The organism is Janthinobacterium sp. GW821-FHT03C10 (assembly GCF_059420865.1).
Genome location: NZ_JBWKUN010000001.1, coordinates 122,713 through 135,527 on the forward strand (window position 1 = coordinate 122,713; position 12,815 = coordinate 135,527).

14 protein-coding genes are annotated in these 12,815 nt (G+C 63.9%); 7 read left to right on the top strand and 7 right to left on the bottom strand.

Annotation, left to right across the window (positions count from 1 at the left end):
* The first annotated feature begins 11 nt into the window (after positions 1-11).
* Positions 12-803: a putative type VI secretion system effector gene (locus AC07VH_RS00385; protein ID WP_494786370.1), complete on the top strand. Its 792-nt coding sequence runs from the start codon at positions 12-14 to the stop codon at positions 801-803.
* A gap of 246 nt (positions 804-1,049) precedes the next feature.
* Here AC07VH_RS00385 and AC07VH_RS00390 read toward each other — a convergent pair whose 3' ends face one another.
* The 3 genes from AC07VH_RS00390 to AC07VH_RS00400 all read right to left on the bottom strand — a co-directional run bounded on the left by AC07VH_RS00390 (position 1,050) and on the right by AC07VH_RS00400 (position 3,062).
* Positions 1,050-1,181, bottom strand: a complete 132-nt coding sequence (locus AC07VH_RS00390) for a hypothetical protein (RefSeq protein ID WP_494786371.1) — start codon at positions 1,179-1,181, stop codon at positions 1,050-1,052.
* A gap of 108 nt (positions 1,182-1,289) precedes the next feature.
* Positions 1,290-1,823 carry an ankyrin repeat domain-containing protein gene (locus AC07VH_RS00395; protein ID WP_494786372.1) on the bottom strand — a complete coding sequence of 178 codons (534 nt, stop codon included), beginning with the start codon at positions 1,821-1,823 and terminating at the stop codon, positions 1,290-1,292.
* A gap of 39 nt (positions 1,824-1,862) precedes the next feature.
* Complete coding sequence (locus AC07VH_RS00400) at positions 1,863-3,062, bottom strand: YbfB/YjiJ family MFS transporter (protein ID WP_494786373.1); 1,200 nt, start codon at positions 3,060-3,062, stop codon at positions 1,863-1,865.
* Positions 3,063-3,363: 301 nt separating this feature from the next.
* On the opposite strand from AC07VH_RS00400, the gene AC07VH_RS00405 reads away from it, so the two are divergent.
* The 4 genes from AC07VH_RS00405 (at position 3,364) to AC07VH_RS00420 (ending at position 5,834) form a co-directional block, all read left to right on the top strand.
* The gene (locus AC07VH_RS00405; protein WP_494786374.1) at positions 3,364-4,038 is read left to right on the top strand and encodes a CsgG/HfaB family protein; all 675 of its coding nucleotides are present in this window, start codon (positions 3,364-3,366) and stop codon (positions 4,036-4,038) included.
* A gap of 17 nt (positions 4,039-4,055) precedes the next feature.
* Positions 4,056-4,415, top strand: a complete 360-nt coding sequence (locus tag AC07VH_RS00410) for a DUF4810 domain-containing protein (RefSeq protein ID WP_494787093.1) — start codon at positions 4,056-4,058, stop codon at positions 4,413-4,415.
* Positions 4,412-5,074 (top strand): DUF799 domain-containing protein, encoded by a 663-nt coding sequence (locus AC07VH_RS00415; RefSeq protein ID WP_489627669.1) that lies wholly within the window; start codon positions 4,412-4,414, stop codon positions 5,072-5,074. The genes AC07VH_RS00410 and AC07VH_RS00415 overlap by 4 nt, the downstream gene beginning before the upstream one ends.
* Before the next feature lie 127 nt (positions 5,075-5,201).
* The gene (locus AC07VH_RS00420; protein ID WP_489627668.1) at positions 5,202-5,834 is read left to right on the top strand and encodes a hypothetical protein; all 633 of its coding nucleotides are present in this window, start codon (positions 5,202-5,204) and stop codon (positions 5,832-5,834) included.
* Here the strand turns inward: AC07VH_RS00420 and AC07VH_RS00425 are convergent.
* Positions 5,821-6,927, bottom strand: coding sequence for a tryptophan 7-halogenase (locus AC07VH_RS00425; RefSeq protein ID WP_475415947.1), 1,107 nt, complete (start codon positions 6,925-6,927; stop codon positions 5,821-5,823). The two genes, AC07VH_RS00420 and AC07VH_RS00425, sit on opposite strands and share 14 nt — an antisense overlap.
* On the bottom strand, positions 6,924-8,789 hold the full coding sequence (locus AC07VH_RS00430) for a LodA/GoxA family CTQ-dependent oxidase (RefSeq protein WP_489627666.1): 1,866 nt from the start codon (positions 8,787-8,789) through the stop codon (positions 6,924-6,926). The genes AC07VH_RS00425 and AC07VH_RS00430 overlap by 4 nt, the downstream gene beginning before the upstream one ends.
* A gap of 190 nt (positions 8,790-8,979) precedes the next feature.
* On the opposite strand from AC07VH_RS00430, the gene AC07VH_RS00435 reads away from it, so the two are divergent.
* Positions 8,980-9,645 (top strand): response regulator transcription factor, encoded by a 666-nt coding sequence (locus AC07VH_RS00435; RefSeq protein WP_070288051.1) that lies wholly within the window; start codon positions 8,980-8,982, stop codon positions 9,643-9,645.
* A complete protein-coding gene (locus tag AC07VH_RS00440; protein WP_489627665.1) occupies positions 9,639-10,949 on the top strand; it encodes an ATP-binding protein in 1,311 nt (436 codons plus the stop codon). The genes AC07VH_RS00435 and AC07VH_RS00440 overlap by 7 nt, the downstream gene beginning before the upstream one ends.
* Before the next feature lie 57 nt (positions 10,950-11,006).
* Here AC07VH_RS00440 and AC07VH_RS00445 read toward each other — a convergent pair whose 3' ends face one another.
* Complete coding sequence (locus AC07VH_RS00445) at positions 11,007-11,645, bottom strand: NAD(P)H-dependent oxidoreductase (RefSeq protein ID WP_494786375.1); 639 nt, start codon at positions 11,643-11,645, stop codon at positions 11,007-11,009.
* 121 nt (positions 11,646-11,766) lie between these two features.
* Complete coding sequence (locus tag AC07VH_RS00450; RefSeq protein WP_494786376.1) at positions 11,767-12,765, bottom strand: aldo/keto reductase; 999 nt, start codon at positions 12,763-12,765, stop codon at positions 11,767-11,769.
* Between the last annotated feature and the right edge of the window lie 50 nt (positions 12,766-12,815).

Here is a 12,815-nt window from a genome sequence, read left to right on the forward strand (position 1 = left end):
GGGGTAGGCTGATGAGCAAAGAAAAAAATACAAGCAGATTTTCCGATGAAATTTTATTTACTGTCGAAGGAATATTGACGGAACTGCATATTTCAGCGACGACCATCAATTTGCTCAAAGATATAGAGAAAAATGTGGCGGAAAAAAACCTTGCTGGCGGAGTTGCGGCTGCCGTCAACGGCATGTATGGTGCATTGGCCAATTCAGCCATGTTGAGTTTGTATGATGGTGAAGATGCATACAACTTTGCCGGACTAGTTAACGGCAAAGTGGTGTGTGGTGTCTTTGATAATGCTAATAAGCTCAAGGATGGCGATGTTGTCAAGCTGGTTGTGACTGAACGGCGGGAGATACTGCATGTACACAGTCTGCTGCGCATCGGCGATAGTTTGTTATTAATGCCATTGAATACCTATTGCGGAGAGCGGGCATTTTTCAGGGCCTGTATGAAGGTCGCTTGGCGTTTTACCTTATTCATCTGGATCGTGATGTTTGGCGGGTTTTTTTACAGCGTCGATATTTCCATGGATGACCTGGTAAAGCCCTTGATAGCCTGCAGTATTATATTGCTGCTTCCTTTGCTGATCATTTTTCCATTTGAATACTGGACCTACAAGTCCATGCGTTATTATTCAGAATATGCATCAGCGATTTTCACTGCATATGGTTTTCCAAAGCCGGATGATTTGGATATACGCGGAGGTATTACCATGTATAAAGATCAAAGCCGTGGATATGGTGGCGTGAATTGTGATTTGGCCTTGAGGAAGCACAGGTTGAAATACAACATTCAATCTGCCTGATAAATTTCAATTAACTTTTAAATTTTAAATTGTTGAACTAAAAGTGGATTGTTTCACGCCAAATAGAGGTGCGTCCTCACCTTGTCTACGTAGTGAAATCGCAGAAAACATCAAAATAGATTCAGTCGTAATTGTCAGGGTGCGTATGATGGCCGCAGAGAGTAATAAACATGCTTCTTCCAAGGAAGTTTTTTTACTGTGGAAGGAAAAATCACAGAATTTCATGTGGCTGCAACAAGTGTCAATTTACTCAGTAAAATTCAAAACTGCCTCGCGGAAAAAAATCTGGCAGGTGGCGTCGCTGCCGCCATCAATGGCATGCCAGGGGCGTTGGTGAATGCAGCCATGCTGAGTTTTTACGATGGCGAAGATATGCATAATTTTTCCGGCCGGGTCAACGGGAGAGTAGTCTGTGGTGTTATTAGAGACGCTGACAAGATCAAGGATGGCGATGTCGTGTGGCGACTTGGAAACTTCCCAAGCCGGCTACGTGGTTTGCCCCAGGCTGACCAGCCGGGTCAAAGTCTCCTGCGCGTTCATGCTCTTGGCCAGTGAAACGGCAGTCATGCCGCGGCTGTCCACGGCATCGATGCGGGCGCCGTGCCGCAGCAGCAGGTCGAGGATGGCCAGGCGGTTGAACATGGCGGCCATCATCAACGGTGTCTTGCCGTCCGGGCTGGCGCCTTCCACGCTGGCGCCGTGCTGGAGCAGCAGCGCGGCGATGTCCAGATAGCCTTTATAGGCCACGCCGGCCAGCGGGGTCTGGCCCTGGTCGTTGGGCACGTTGGCGTCGGCGCCCGCTTCGAGCAGCAGGCGCGATGTTTCCAGGTGGCCATGGTAGCTGGCCAGCATGATCAGGCTGTCGCCTTTTTCGTTGCGGAAGTTGACCGGCACGCCCTGGGCAAGCATGGGGCCCAGTTGCTGCGTATCGCCTTCGCGCACCAGGGCGAACAGGCCCTGGATGAATTCCAGCGTTTCGGCATCCATCGTTGCCGGGCGTTTTCGTGCTTCGGTGTTCATCGTGTGCTTTCCGCGAATGTGGTCCAGGCTTGCAGTCTACTATGCGGCTGGCGCCAGCGCTTTTTGCCGCGTAGCCAGCGCCGCGCCGATGAAGAGGGCGATGGCCGAGGCGATCAAGCCCCGCTCCAGTCCGGCCGGGCCGTCGGCGATCCAGCCGACGACGATGGGGCCGGCGATCTGGCCCAGCGCGAACACGGTCGTATAGGCGCTGATGCCGGCCGTCCACGATTGGTGCGGCAGGTTATGCCGCACCAGGGCCGTGGTCGAGGCCACCACCGACAGGAACACGGCGCCGAAGACCAGCCCGGAAAGGAACACGACGGGCACAGCGCTCGTCAGCGCGGGCAGGATGGTGACCACGCCCAGCACGCCATTTAATATCGCCAGCGATTCGCCGCCCCGGTAGCGGTCGAGCATGCCCGCCCAGATGCGCGACGAGGCCACCACCGCCAGCCCCAATGCCGTGTAGAACACGGTGATCGAGGTGGCGCTCATGCCTTGCTGCTTGAGCAGGGCGATGACGAAGGTCATGTAGCCGATGTAGCCGACGCCAAACATGAAATAGCCGGCCAGGCTGGGAGCGAAATCGCGCCAGGCGAAGCGCCGTGGCGTGTCGAGGGCGCGCGGCGCTTCGCCGATCGCTTTGGCCGGCAGGGACATGATGGCGGTGGCGGCCAGGCAGGCGATGCCCAAGGCCAGCCATGGCCATTGCCAGGCATGTGCGGCGCCGTGGTCCTGTGCGGCGGCCAATGCGGCCGGCACCAGCAGGGCCGACAGGGCGATGCCGAAGCCCGTGCCGCCGTAATACAGGCCGATGTAGAAGCCCGCGTGCTGGCTGTGCATGGAACCGAGGCGCGCCGCCAGGACGCCGCCGGCGATGAAAATGAAGGCGCTGGCCACGCCCGCGCACACGCGCTGCAGGAACAGGGCGGCCGTGTCGCTGACCAGGCCCGACAGCAGCATGAAGACGCTGGCCAGCACGCTGCCGGCGATCAGCAGGCGCCACACGCCCAGGCGGCGCATCAGGGCCGGCGTGGCCAGGGCGCCGAGAAAATAGCCGAGCGCATTGAAGGTGTTCATGGCCCCGGCCAGCAGGTAGGACCAGCCCAGGTCGTCACGCATGGGCGGCAGCAGCAAACCGTAGGAAAAGCGCGACAGGCCCAGGGCGACGGCGGCGCCCAGCGACAGCGCCAGCGCCGTGGCCAGCGGATGGGACGGGGAACGATCGTGTGTCGGCATGGCCTGGATACCCGTCTATGAGGGAGCGTGGAGTGGGCGCCGGGTGGGGCAGGCCGGCGGGCAAGGTCTGTGCGGGACAGTGGCGCTGGCGACACGCTTTTTTACTGCTAAGTTAGCGAATCGGACCCGGGAAGTCAAGCTGCGCCGCGCCTGTCATTGCTGGCAACAATGCAATCTTTATCATCGTTACTTTTGGAGAGAATTGTGAGACATGCAATCTCATATAATTGCAATTAGGAAATTAACTTGCCAAAATTCAATTTTGCGGGTTGCTCCTGATCCTCCATATCTTAAGGGCACTATGAACAAGAATAAACCCGGCGCGTTGTTGATTGCAGCGCTGATTGGCGTGGCGTTGGCTGGCTGTGCTTCCGAATCGTCGCAAGCCCTGGCTGTTCCCACAGTCGCCAGCGCGGCCCGACCCTACGTCGGTCCACGCACCCTGATCGCTGTCGGCAAGTTCGACAACCGCTCGAACTTCATGCGCGGCATCTTTTCCGATGGCGTCGACCGCCTGGGCAGCCAGTCGAAGACGATTCTGATTGCGCACCTGCAAACGTCCAACCGCTTCAATGTCCTCGACCGCGATAACATGGCGGAACTCAAGCAGGAAGCCGAATTCAAGAAGCAGGGCCAGAACATCAAGGGCGCGGACTTCGTCGTCACGGGCGACGTGACCGAATTCGGCCGCAAGGAAGTTGGCGACAAGCAATTGTTCGGCATCATGGGCCGCGGCAAGACGCAAGTGGCGTATGCCAAGGTCACCTTGAACGTCGTCAATATCGCCACCTCGGAAGTCGTGTACTCGGCCGGCGGCGCTGGCGAATACAGCCTGTCGAACCGTGAAGTGCTGGGCTTTGGCGGCACCGCCAGCTATGACGCCACCCTCAACGGTAAAGTCCTGGACCTGGCCATGCGCGAAGCGGTCGAGCGCCTGGTGGCTGGCGTCGAAGCGGGCGCATTGCGCAAACAATAAGGTATCCCATGAAAACAATGATGAACAAGGGCGCAGCCCTGCTGGCCATGCTCGCCTGTGCCGCCCTGACCGGTTGCGCCACGCAATCGAAGTCCCTGTACCAATGGGAAGGCTACCAGCCGCAAGTGTACGAATACCTGAAGGGCGAAAGCCCGGAGCAGCAGGTCGCCGCCATGGAAAAAGACCTGCAAGTGATCGCTGCCAAGGGCAATCACGCGCCGCCGGGCTTCCATGCCCACCTGGGCATGCTGTACTCGATCGCCGGCAAGCCGGAGCAGGTCGCCGCGCAGTTCGAGGACGAGAAGAAGCTGTTCCCGGAATCGGCGCCGTACATGGACTTCCTGTTGGGTAAAATGAAAAAAGGCGAAAAATTATGATGTCGCGCATGTTGAAAATGGCCCTGTGCCTGGGTCCCGCCATCTTCATGGTCGGTTGCGCCACCAAGCAGGCGGCCTACGACTACACGGCTTTCAAGGCCGCCAAGCCCCGCTCCATCGTGGTCTTGCCGCCGTTGAACAACTCGCCGGAAGTCAATGCCGGCAACAGCGTCTACGCGCAAGTGACCTATCCGCTGGCCGAAGCGGGCTACTACGTGCTGCCGGTGGCCGTGGTGGGCGAGACCTTCAAGCAGAACGGCTTGACGAACGCGGCCGATATCCACGGTGTCGATGCGAAAAAGCTCAACGAGATCTTTGGCGCCGATGCTGGCCTGTACGTGACGATCTCCAAGTACGGCACCACCTACGCCGTGATCGACAGCGTGACGGTGGTGGCGGTCGATGCCAAACTGGTCGACCTGAAGACGGGCGCCTTGCTGTGGCAGGGCGCGGCCAGCGCGTCTAGCAATGAAGGCAATAACAGCGGTGGCGGCGGCCTGGTCGGCATGCTGGTGACGGCGGCGGTCAAGCAGATCATCAACACCAGCACCGACGCCAGCCATCCGCTGGCTGGCACGGCGAATGCGCGCATGCTGTCGGCCGGCGTGCCGAACGGCTTGCTGTACGGCCCCCGTTCGGAGCGCTACCTGGCGCAGTAAGCGTCCTGCCGCATCGGCAAGGCAAGTGCCGCTGTACTGAATGACCGGCGCCGGGGGGAGATCACGGACTCGTCCCCCTGGCGCTGTCTTTCCTGAGTCCGGGCAGATCCAGAGCAAAGGGCAGGCGATGACTACTCAATTCAAGGTCAACTACAACGTGTCGGCGGATGAGCTGCAGGGCAAGAGCGTGCTGGTCTTCCTGAAACCGCAGAATCCGCAGCGTAATTACCAGATCCACGCCTGGCAAGTGCTGGCCGGCGCCCCCGGCACTACCGAATCGTTCGACTACACGGCGCAGATCTCGACCGACGTGACCAGCCTGGGCGTCAACGACAGCAAAATCGTCTCCGCGCGCAAGCCGGTGCAGCCGGGGCAGCTGCTGCCGGCCGTCAGCCCGAACGGCATGACGCCGCCGTTGCTGCAGCCAGGCGCCGCATCCCTGGCGCAAACCGGACTGACGCCGCAGCAGTGCGGCGTGATCAACCAGACCAATCCCTACATCCAGTTCGACAGCAACTGGTACGTCAACGACAGGCCGGTCGTGACCATGCCGCAGGTCGATACGAACATGACGGTCAGCTTCGAGCACCTGCCCAACTTCTATTTCATGGTGGCTTCGCCGCCGATGGTGGGCCAAACCTATATCGCGCAGAATTTCTCGGACATGACGCAGTACGTGATGCCGGAGACGGTCAAGGAAGCGGACGTCACTCTGAACCGCAAGCAGGGCTTGTGGCGCTTCGACTTCAGCGGGAGCTGAGGCGCGCCGGGACGCGCCGGCGCCAGAACGGCGCCGACGGCCAGCGCGTTTCCTGGCCGTAGCAGTACGCCAGGTGGCGTTCGTACGCCGCGCCGATGGCCGCCAGCTCCCCATTGTAGTGTTGGCAGGCTTGCGGTTCTCCCCGCAGCGTGCGGTCGGCGGCCTCGGCCGCGGCCAGGCCCGTGTACAGGGCGTTGAAGATGCCTTGCGACGACAGCGGATCGAAGCTCAGGGCGGCGTCGCCGACGGCGAACCAGCCTGGGCCGGCACCGGCGTCCAGGCTGGCAGTATGGGCGGGCGTGGCCAGGGTGGGCGTATCGGCCGCATAGCCTTGCTGCTCCAGCAATTCCCGCGTCGCCGGCAGCCGGCGCGCCGCCGCTTCCAGCCAGCCGGCATCGCGCAATCCGGTTTTGGCCAGCAAGTCCGCATCCGTATGCAGGGCCAGCACGCGGCGCTGGCCGGGCAGGGGTGCGCTGTACCACCAGCCGTCTTCGCAAGCCTCGATGTGGGCAAAGCCCCGAGCGGACGGCGTGCCGTCATGCCCGTATTGCCATACTGAAACCAGCCGGTCGCCGCGCTGGCGCCGCGCCCCGATTCTGCGGGCCAGCCGGGCGCCCCGTCCCGTCGCGTCGATGACGATGCGCGCCGCCGCGTCGCAGGGGCCGTGCGGCGTCTGCAGCCGCACGCGCCAGCCGCCGTCCCCCGGCGCGATTCCTGTCACACTTGCCGAGGCCAGCAAGGCGGCGCCGCGCTGGCGCGCCTCGTCGCGCAGCCACAGGTCGAAGGTGCCGCGCGCCAGATGCCAGCCGTGGCCATCGGGATCGCTGAGGAAGTGGTGCTCCGTCCAGGCGCCGTTCCACCAGGCGCGGTTGCCGTGGTAGGGCGCGTGGCCCTGGCGCAGGAAGGCGTCAAGCAAGCCCATGTCCCGCAGCAGGCGCGCGGCGGCCGGCGGCAGCGATTCGCCGATGCGCGCCAGCGGCGCGGCCAGCCGGTCCACCAGCAAGACCCGGTGCCGCCCCGCCAGGTTCAGGGCGGCCGTGGCGCCGGCCGGACCGGCGCCGACGATCAGCACGTCGGCCTGCAGCAAGGTCACAAGCGGTGCCGCTGCAGATGGCGCGCTTTTTCCGTGCCTTCCAGGTCGACGTCGACGAACTCGTCCGGCATGGCCGCCGCCGCGCGCAGCAGGTGCTTGCCGGCCGTGGGCGGCGGCAGGTTCTCCACCTGCAGGAACGCGGGGAAGCCGTTCACGTCCGTGGGGCCGGGGCGCACCTCGACCACGCCCACTTGCGCCAGGTCGGCGATCATGTTGTTGATCTGCTCTTCATAGCTGATGTTGCCCAGCGGACGTATCCACGCGGCACGCCGGGCAAAAGCGGCCAGGCGGTCGTCGACGGGAACTTCGCGGTTCATCACCGTATCGTAGGCCAGCTTGCTCATCACCTGGTTCGGCACGCGCGCGGGCCAGAACGTGGGCACGTAGGGATCGTAGTCGGACTGGTAGCCGGAGCGGCAGCTGGCCGTGTCCGTTTGCCATGGCACGGCCATCCAGCGCGTCACGCCGCCCGCGATCTGTGCCGAGCAGGGGCTGCTGATATTGTCCGGCGTCAAGACGGCGCCATAGTCGGGCTCGACCCAGCCCGGCGGCCGGTGCGCCAGGCGGAACGGCGCGCTGTACATGCTGGCCTGGCGCATGGGCCAGGTCATTTCGCAGCCGGGGTGGAAGGCGTCTGCCAGGCAAAATTCCATGGCCGCGCGCAGCAGGGTGTCCGGTTGCAGGGCCACGTCCACCTCGGCCAGGCTTTGCGGCGGCGTCTTGCCGGGCGCGTAGTCGGCCGTGAACTCGCCGGCGGCCCATTGCTTGAGGAAACGCAATTGCAAGTTGCTCAGCGCGCAGTTCTGGCGCGGCGTGTCTGCCGGCGGGATGGCCATCGCATCGCCATACAGCCAAGGCCACGGCGATGGCGCCCAGGCGTCGCGCTCGAACTGGCGGAACTGGTTGTAGATGACGTTGCGCCACTCCCTGCGGCTTTCGGCCGGGCTGGCCAGGCGCGCCATCCATTCGTCGCGGCTGAACGGCGTACTGCCGTCCCAGCCGAAGGCGGCCGCGAAACCCGCATTCACCCATTGCAGGTTGGACAGGCGCTCGAAAATGGGGCGGATATCGTCCTGGAACGAGGGCACGGCTGGCGCTGCCAGTTTTCCTGTGGAAACAAACAGGTCGCGCATCAAGTCCCACATGGTGCGCACCGACTTTTGCTGCGGCGCGTAGTCGGGCGGCGCGACGACCACCCAGGCCATGTCGACGGGCAGGGCCTGCCCCTGGTAGCGCACCGTGGCGCAGACGGGGCCGTCGGCCGTGTCGTCATGCCAGCCTTCGTTGTTGGCGAAGGTGATGGCGCGCGCGCCATTCCACGACGCCGACTTGCCATGGCCGCCCAGCACGATCAGCCGCCCCATGGCGTCCGTGCGCAACTCGCCCAGGTAGACGGGCGTGCCCATGAAACGGCCGCCGTCGAAGGCCACGGCCGGCTGTTCGCTGCCGCTGATCTTGCGCTCGCCCGGCGTGATGGACAGTTGCGCGCGGTCGGTGACGGCCATGTTGCGCAGGAACGAGGGCTGGGTGACATTCGCCTCGGGAATATCGAGCGCGATCTGGAACTGGTACCACGCCGCCTTGGTGTTGGCCAGGGTGACGGCCCATTCGATGTCGGCATTGCCGGAGTTTAATTCGGCCACCGCCACGCCGGCGGCATTCAGGCCGTAGATGCGAAAACCGGCCGCCTGGCGCTTGATGGCGCCGGCCGCATCGCGGTAATACCCGGCCGGCCGCGCCGCCGGTTCCGGCACCTCCGGTCCCAGAAAGTATTCGCTGGGACTGTTGCCCACGCGGGCAATGCCGATGGGCGGATAAATCGCCGCCTTGACGATGACGGTATCTTGGGAGGAACTGGACATGGCATGCCTTTCCAGGTGGCGTGGAGGGAAGGAAAATATACCGCAGAAAAAATGCGCCAAATGCGCACATAGTCACCGCTTCGTGAATTCGTGCGATGGGCGCCCGACACAAGGCGTGCGGCGGCGCGCCAGGCGAGCTTCCCCCAGCCACGTTAAGATAGCGGTATTTTCAAGACTGCGAGAGGTCCAGGTGCGCGTGCTGCTGGTGGAAGACGATCCGATGATCGGGGAAAGCCTGGTCGAGGGCTTGCGCGGCGAGTGCTATGCCGTGGACTGGGTCCGCGATGGCCACGATGCGGAGCTGGCGCTGGCCGGCTTCGCCTACGATTTGATGCTGCTGGACCTGGGCTTGCCCGGCAAACAGGGCATGGACGTGCTGCGCGCCATGCGCGCGCGGGGCGCCGAGTTGCCCGTGCTGATCATCACGGCGCGCGACGGTACGCCGGCCCGCGTGGAAGGACTCGACAGCGGCGCCGACGATTACCTGGTCAAGCCGTTCGACCTCGACGAGCTGCTGGCGCGCATCCGCGCGCTGCTGCGGCGCCGGGTCAGCCGTTCGCGCTCGGTCATCGAGCATGGCGCGTTGATCCTCGACCTGGCCAGCCACGACGTCACGTTCGAGGGCGAACTGATCAAGCTGCCGCCGCGCGAGTTTTCCGTGCTGCGCGCCTTGCTCGACCATCCGGGCAAGGTGGTGTCGAAGCGCCAGCTGAGCGAAAAGCTGTACGGCTGGGATTGCGAAGTGGAAAGCAATACCGTCGACGTCTACGTCTACCAGCTGCGCAAGAAGCTGGGCGCGGACGCCATCCAGACCGTGCGCGGCGTGGGCTACAAGATGCGGGTGGCATCTTGCTGACCATCCGCCGCCAATTGCTGCTCGGTTTGCTGGCCGCCACCTTGCTGTGCGTGCTGGGCGCCGGCATTTCGCTGTTCCGCTCGCTGCTCGAGGAAACCAATGAGCTGGCCGACTTGCAGCTGCGCCAGCTGGCCGTGGCCTTGCCCGACGAGTTCGAGCCGCAGACGGGGCTGGCCGCCGCGCAGGAGCCGGAAGAAGCGTTCGTGCTGCAGGCGTGGGACGAGGACGGCCAGCCATTGCCCGTCCTGCAGGGCCAGCCGGCATTGCCGCGCTATGCGCTGGCCGGCTTTGCCGATGTCACGGTGCATGGCGAGGACTGGCGCCTGTACGGCGAGACGCGGCGCGGCCGCTACGTGCAGGTGGCGCAGGCGCAGGCCGTGCGCGACCAGCTGGCCTGGCAGATGACCATGCGCGCGGGCGCGCCCCTGCTGGTGTTCGCGCTGATCCTGGCGCTGCTGATCGTCGTCGTGGTGGGGCGCGCGCTGGCGCCGCTGCACCGGCTGGCCGAATCGGTGGCGGGCCGTTCGCCGGACGCCCTGACGCCGCTGGCGGCCGACGACATGCCGCCCGAACTGCGGCCCGTGGCGCTGGCGCTGAATAGCCTGATGGGGCAGTTCGAGGCGGCGCTGACGGCGCAGCGCACCTTTGTCGCTGATGCCGCGCATGAATTGCGTTCGCCGCTGACGGCGCTGAAACTGCAGCTGCAGGTGGCCGAACGGGCCGGCAGCGAGGAAGAGCGCTGCGTGGCGCTGGCGCGGCTGCATGAACGGCTGGACCGCAGCACGCACCTGGTGCGCCAGCTATTGAGCCTGGCGCGCCATGAAACGGCGCTGGCGGCCAGCCAGCTGCACACGGTGGACCTGGCACAGTTGCTGGAAGCGGCCGTGGCCGACCACAGCGCGCTGGCCGACAGCCGCGCGATCGACCTGGGCGTGCTGGAAACGCCGCCGGGCCCGGTGCTGGTGCAGGCCGATCCCGATGGCTTGCAAGTGTTGCTGAATAACCTGATTGACAACGCCTTGCGCTACACGCAGCAGGGCGGCAGGGTCGATCTGCAGGCGGCGCTGGAAGAGGGCAGGCCCCTGCTGCGCGTCTCCGACAACGGCCCCGGCGTGCCGCGCCAGCACCATGCAAGGCTGTTCGACCGCTTCTTCCGCCCCGACGGCAACGACGCCTGGGGCTGCGGCCTGGGCCTGTCCATCGTGCGCCACATCGCCGAGCATCACCAGGCGGACATTGCGCTGGCCGAAGGCGAGGCGGGGCGGGGCCTGCAGGTGACCGTGCGCTTTCCGCAAGCGGCCTGAACGAAAAAAAAGCGGATGCCGCTAAGGGCATCCGCTTTTCAGTCACGCTCGAGGCGTTTACGCCAGCTCGGTGATGAATTGCTCGCGTGCGGGGCGCACTTTTTTCAGGTCCACCAGCCAGTCGCCTGCGTCGGCGCGGTAGCCCAGCGGCAGCATGACGACGGAACGCAAGCCTTTTTCGCGCAGGTTCAAGATTTCGTCGACCTTGGCCGGGTCAAAACCTTCCATCGGCGTCGAATCGACCTTTTCCTGCGCCGCGGCGATCAAAGCCGTGCCCACGCCGATATACGCCTGGCGCGCCGCGTGCTGGTAGTTGGTTTCCGCGTCGCGCTGCGGATACGTGGCCAGGATCTGCTGGCGGTATGCTTCCCAGCCTTCATTCTTGAAGCCGCGCACGGTGTTGACCAGGTCAAAGCGGGCGTTGATGCGTTCTGCCGTGTAATTGTCCCAGGCGGCAAACACCAGCAGGTGCGAGGCGTCCGTTACTTGCGACTGGTTCCACGCATGCGGCTTGATCTGCTCGCGCAGGGCCGGATTCGTCACGACGAACACTTCGTAAGGATGCAGTCCGCTGGAGCTGGCCGTCAGGCGCACGGCTTCCAGGATGCGCTCGACCTTGTCTTGCGGCACCGTTTTCGACGGGTCCATCTTCTTGGTGGCGTAGCGCCATTGCAGTGTTTCGAGCAAATCGGACATGTAAATCCCTTTCATAATGAATAGTTCAGATTGAAAATGATAGCGGATTCAGGCATTTCAAGTGCAAAGGGGCAAAGAAACTGCTTATCGACCTCAAGCTAGCGCACTCAAGCACAGTTGTCTACAGGCCAACCATGGCAAGCTCAACCTCCGGGTAGCGCGCGCCTTGCACGCTGGCGGGCGCGATGGCGGCGCCGATGGCGGCCAGCTCGGCGCCGCTCAGAGTGAGTTGCGCGGCGGCGACGTTCTCTTCCAGGTGGGCCAGGCTGCGGGCGCCGGGAATCGGCACGATGTCGTCGCCTTGCGCCAGCAGCCAGGCCAGGGCCAGCTGCGCGGCCGTGGCGCCGCGCGCCGCCGCCAGGCGCTGCAGGTCGGCAACCATGTGCGCGTTGGCCGCCATCGCCGGCGGCTGGAAGCGGGGCAGGCTGTGGCGGTAGTCGTCGGGCGCCAGCGCGGCGGCGGACGCGAGCCGGCCCGTCAGGAAGCCCCGGCCCAGCGGGCTGTAGGGCACGAAACCGATGCCGAGCGCGCGGCAGGCGGGCAGCACGTCTGCTTCCACGTCGCGGCTCCACAGCGAGTATTCGGACTGCACGGCCGCAATCGGATGCACGGCGTGGGCGCGGCGCAGGGTGGCGGCCGACACTTCCGACAGCCCCAGGTGGCGCACCTTGCCCGCCCGTACCAGTTCGGCCATGGCGCCGACGACGTCTTCGATGGGCACGGCCGGGTCCACGCGGTGCTGGTACAGCAGGTCGATGCACTCGATGCCGAGCCTGGACAGCGACGCTTCCACGGCCTGGCGAATATGTTCGGGGCGGCTGTCCACGCCCGCCATGCGCTCGACGCCTTTTCCTTCAGGCAAAATTTTGAAGCCGAACTTGGTGGCCACGCTGACTTTGCCGCGTAATTGCTTCAGTGCGCGGCCCACCAGTTCCTCGTTGGCGTAGGGGCCGTACACTTCCGCCGTATCGATCAGGGTCACGCCCAGCTCCACGGCGCGGTGCAGCACACGCAGCGAGGCGGCCTCGTCGGCGCCGCCATAGGCAAAGCTCATGCCCATGCAGCCCAGGCCTATGGGGGCGACGCGCAAGCCGGAGTGGCCCAGTGTTCTGTGTTCCATTGTCATTTCCTTTCAAAAAAAGATGCAAGGAGTATGGATGAAGCAACAGC

Coding starts and splice junctions, on each gene's coding strand:
- AC07VH_RS00400 (WP_494786373.1), bottom strand. CDS start 3,062: ATGCCGACACACGATCGTTCCCCGTCCCATCCGCTGGCCACGGCGCTG.
- AC07VH_RS00395 (WP_494786372.1), bottom strand. CDS start 1,823: ATGAACACCGAAGCACGAAAACGCCCGGCAACGATGGATGCCGAAACG.
- AC07VH_RS00410 (WP_494787093.1), top strand. CDS start 4,056: ATGATGAACAAGGGCGCAGCCCTGCTGGCCATGCTCGCCTGTGCCGCC.
- AC07VH_RS00420 (WP_489627668.1), top strand. CDS start 5,202: ATGACTACTCAATTCAAGGTCAACTACAACGTGTCGGCGGATGAGCTG.
- AC07VH_RS00445 (WP_494786375.1), bottom strand. CDS start 11,645: ATGTCCGATTTGCTCGAAACACTGCAATGGCGCTACGCCACCAAGAAG.
- AC07VH_RS00430 (WP_489627666.1), bottom strand. CDS start 8,789: ATGTCCAGTTCCTCCCAAGATACCGTCATCGTCAAGGCGGCGATTTAT.
- AC07VH_RS00390 (WP_494786371.1), bottom strand. CDS start 1,181: ATGCATATCTTCGCCATCGTAAAAACTCAGCATGGCTGCATTCACCAA.
- AC07VH_RS00385 (WP_494786370.1), top strand. CDS start 12: ATGAGCAAAGAAAAAAATACAAGCAGATTTTCCGATGAAATTTTATTT.
- AC07VH_RS00405 (WP_494786374.1), top strand. CDS start 3,364: ATGAACAAGAATAAACCCGGCGCGTTGTTGATTGCAGCGCTGATTGGC.
- AC07VH_RS00450 (WP_494786376.1), bottom strand. CDS start 12,765: ATGGAACACAGAACACTGGGCCACTCCGGCTTGCGCGTCGCCCCCATA.
- AC07VH_RS00415 (WP_489627669.1), top strand. CDS start 4,412: ATGATGTCGCGCATGTTGAAAATGGCCCTGTGCCTGGGTCCCGCCATC.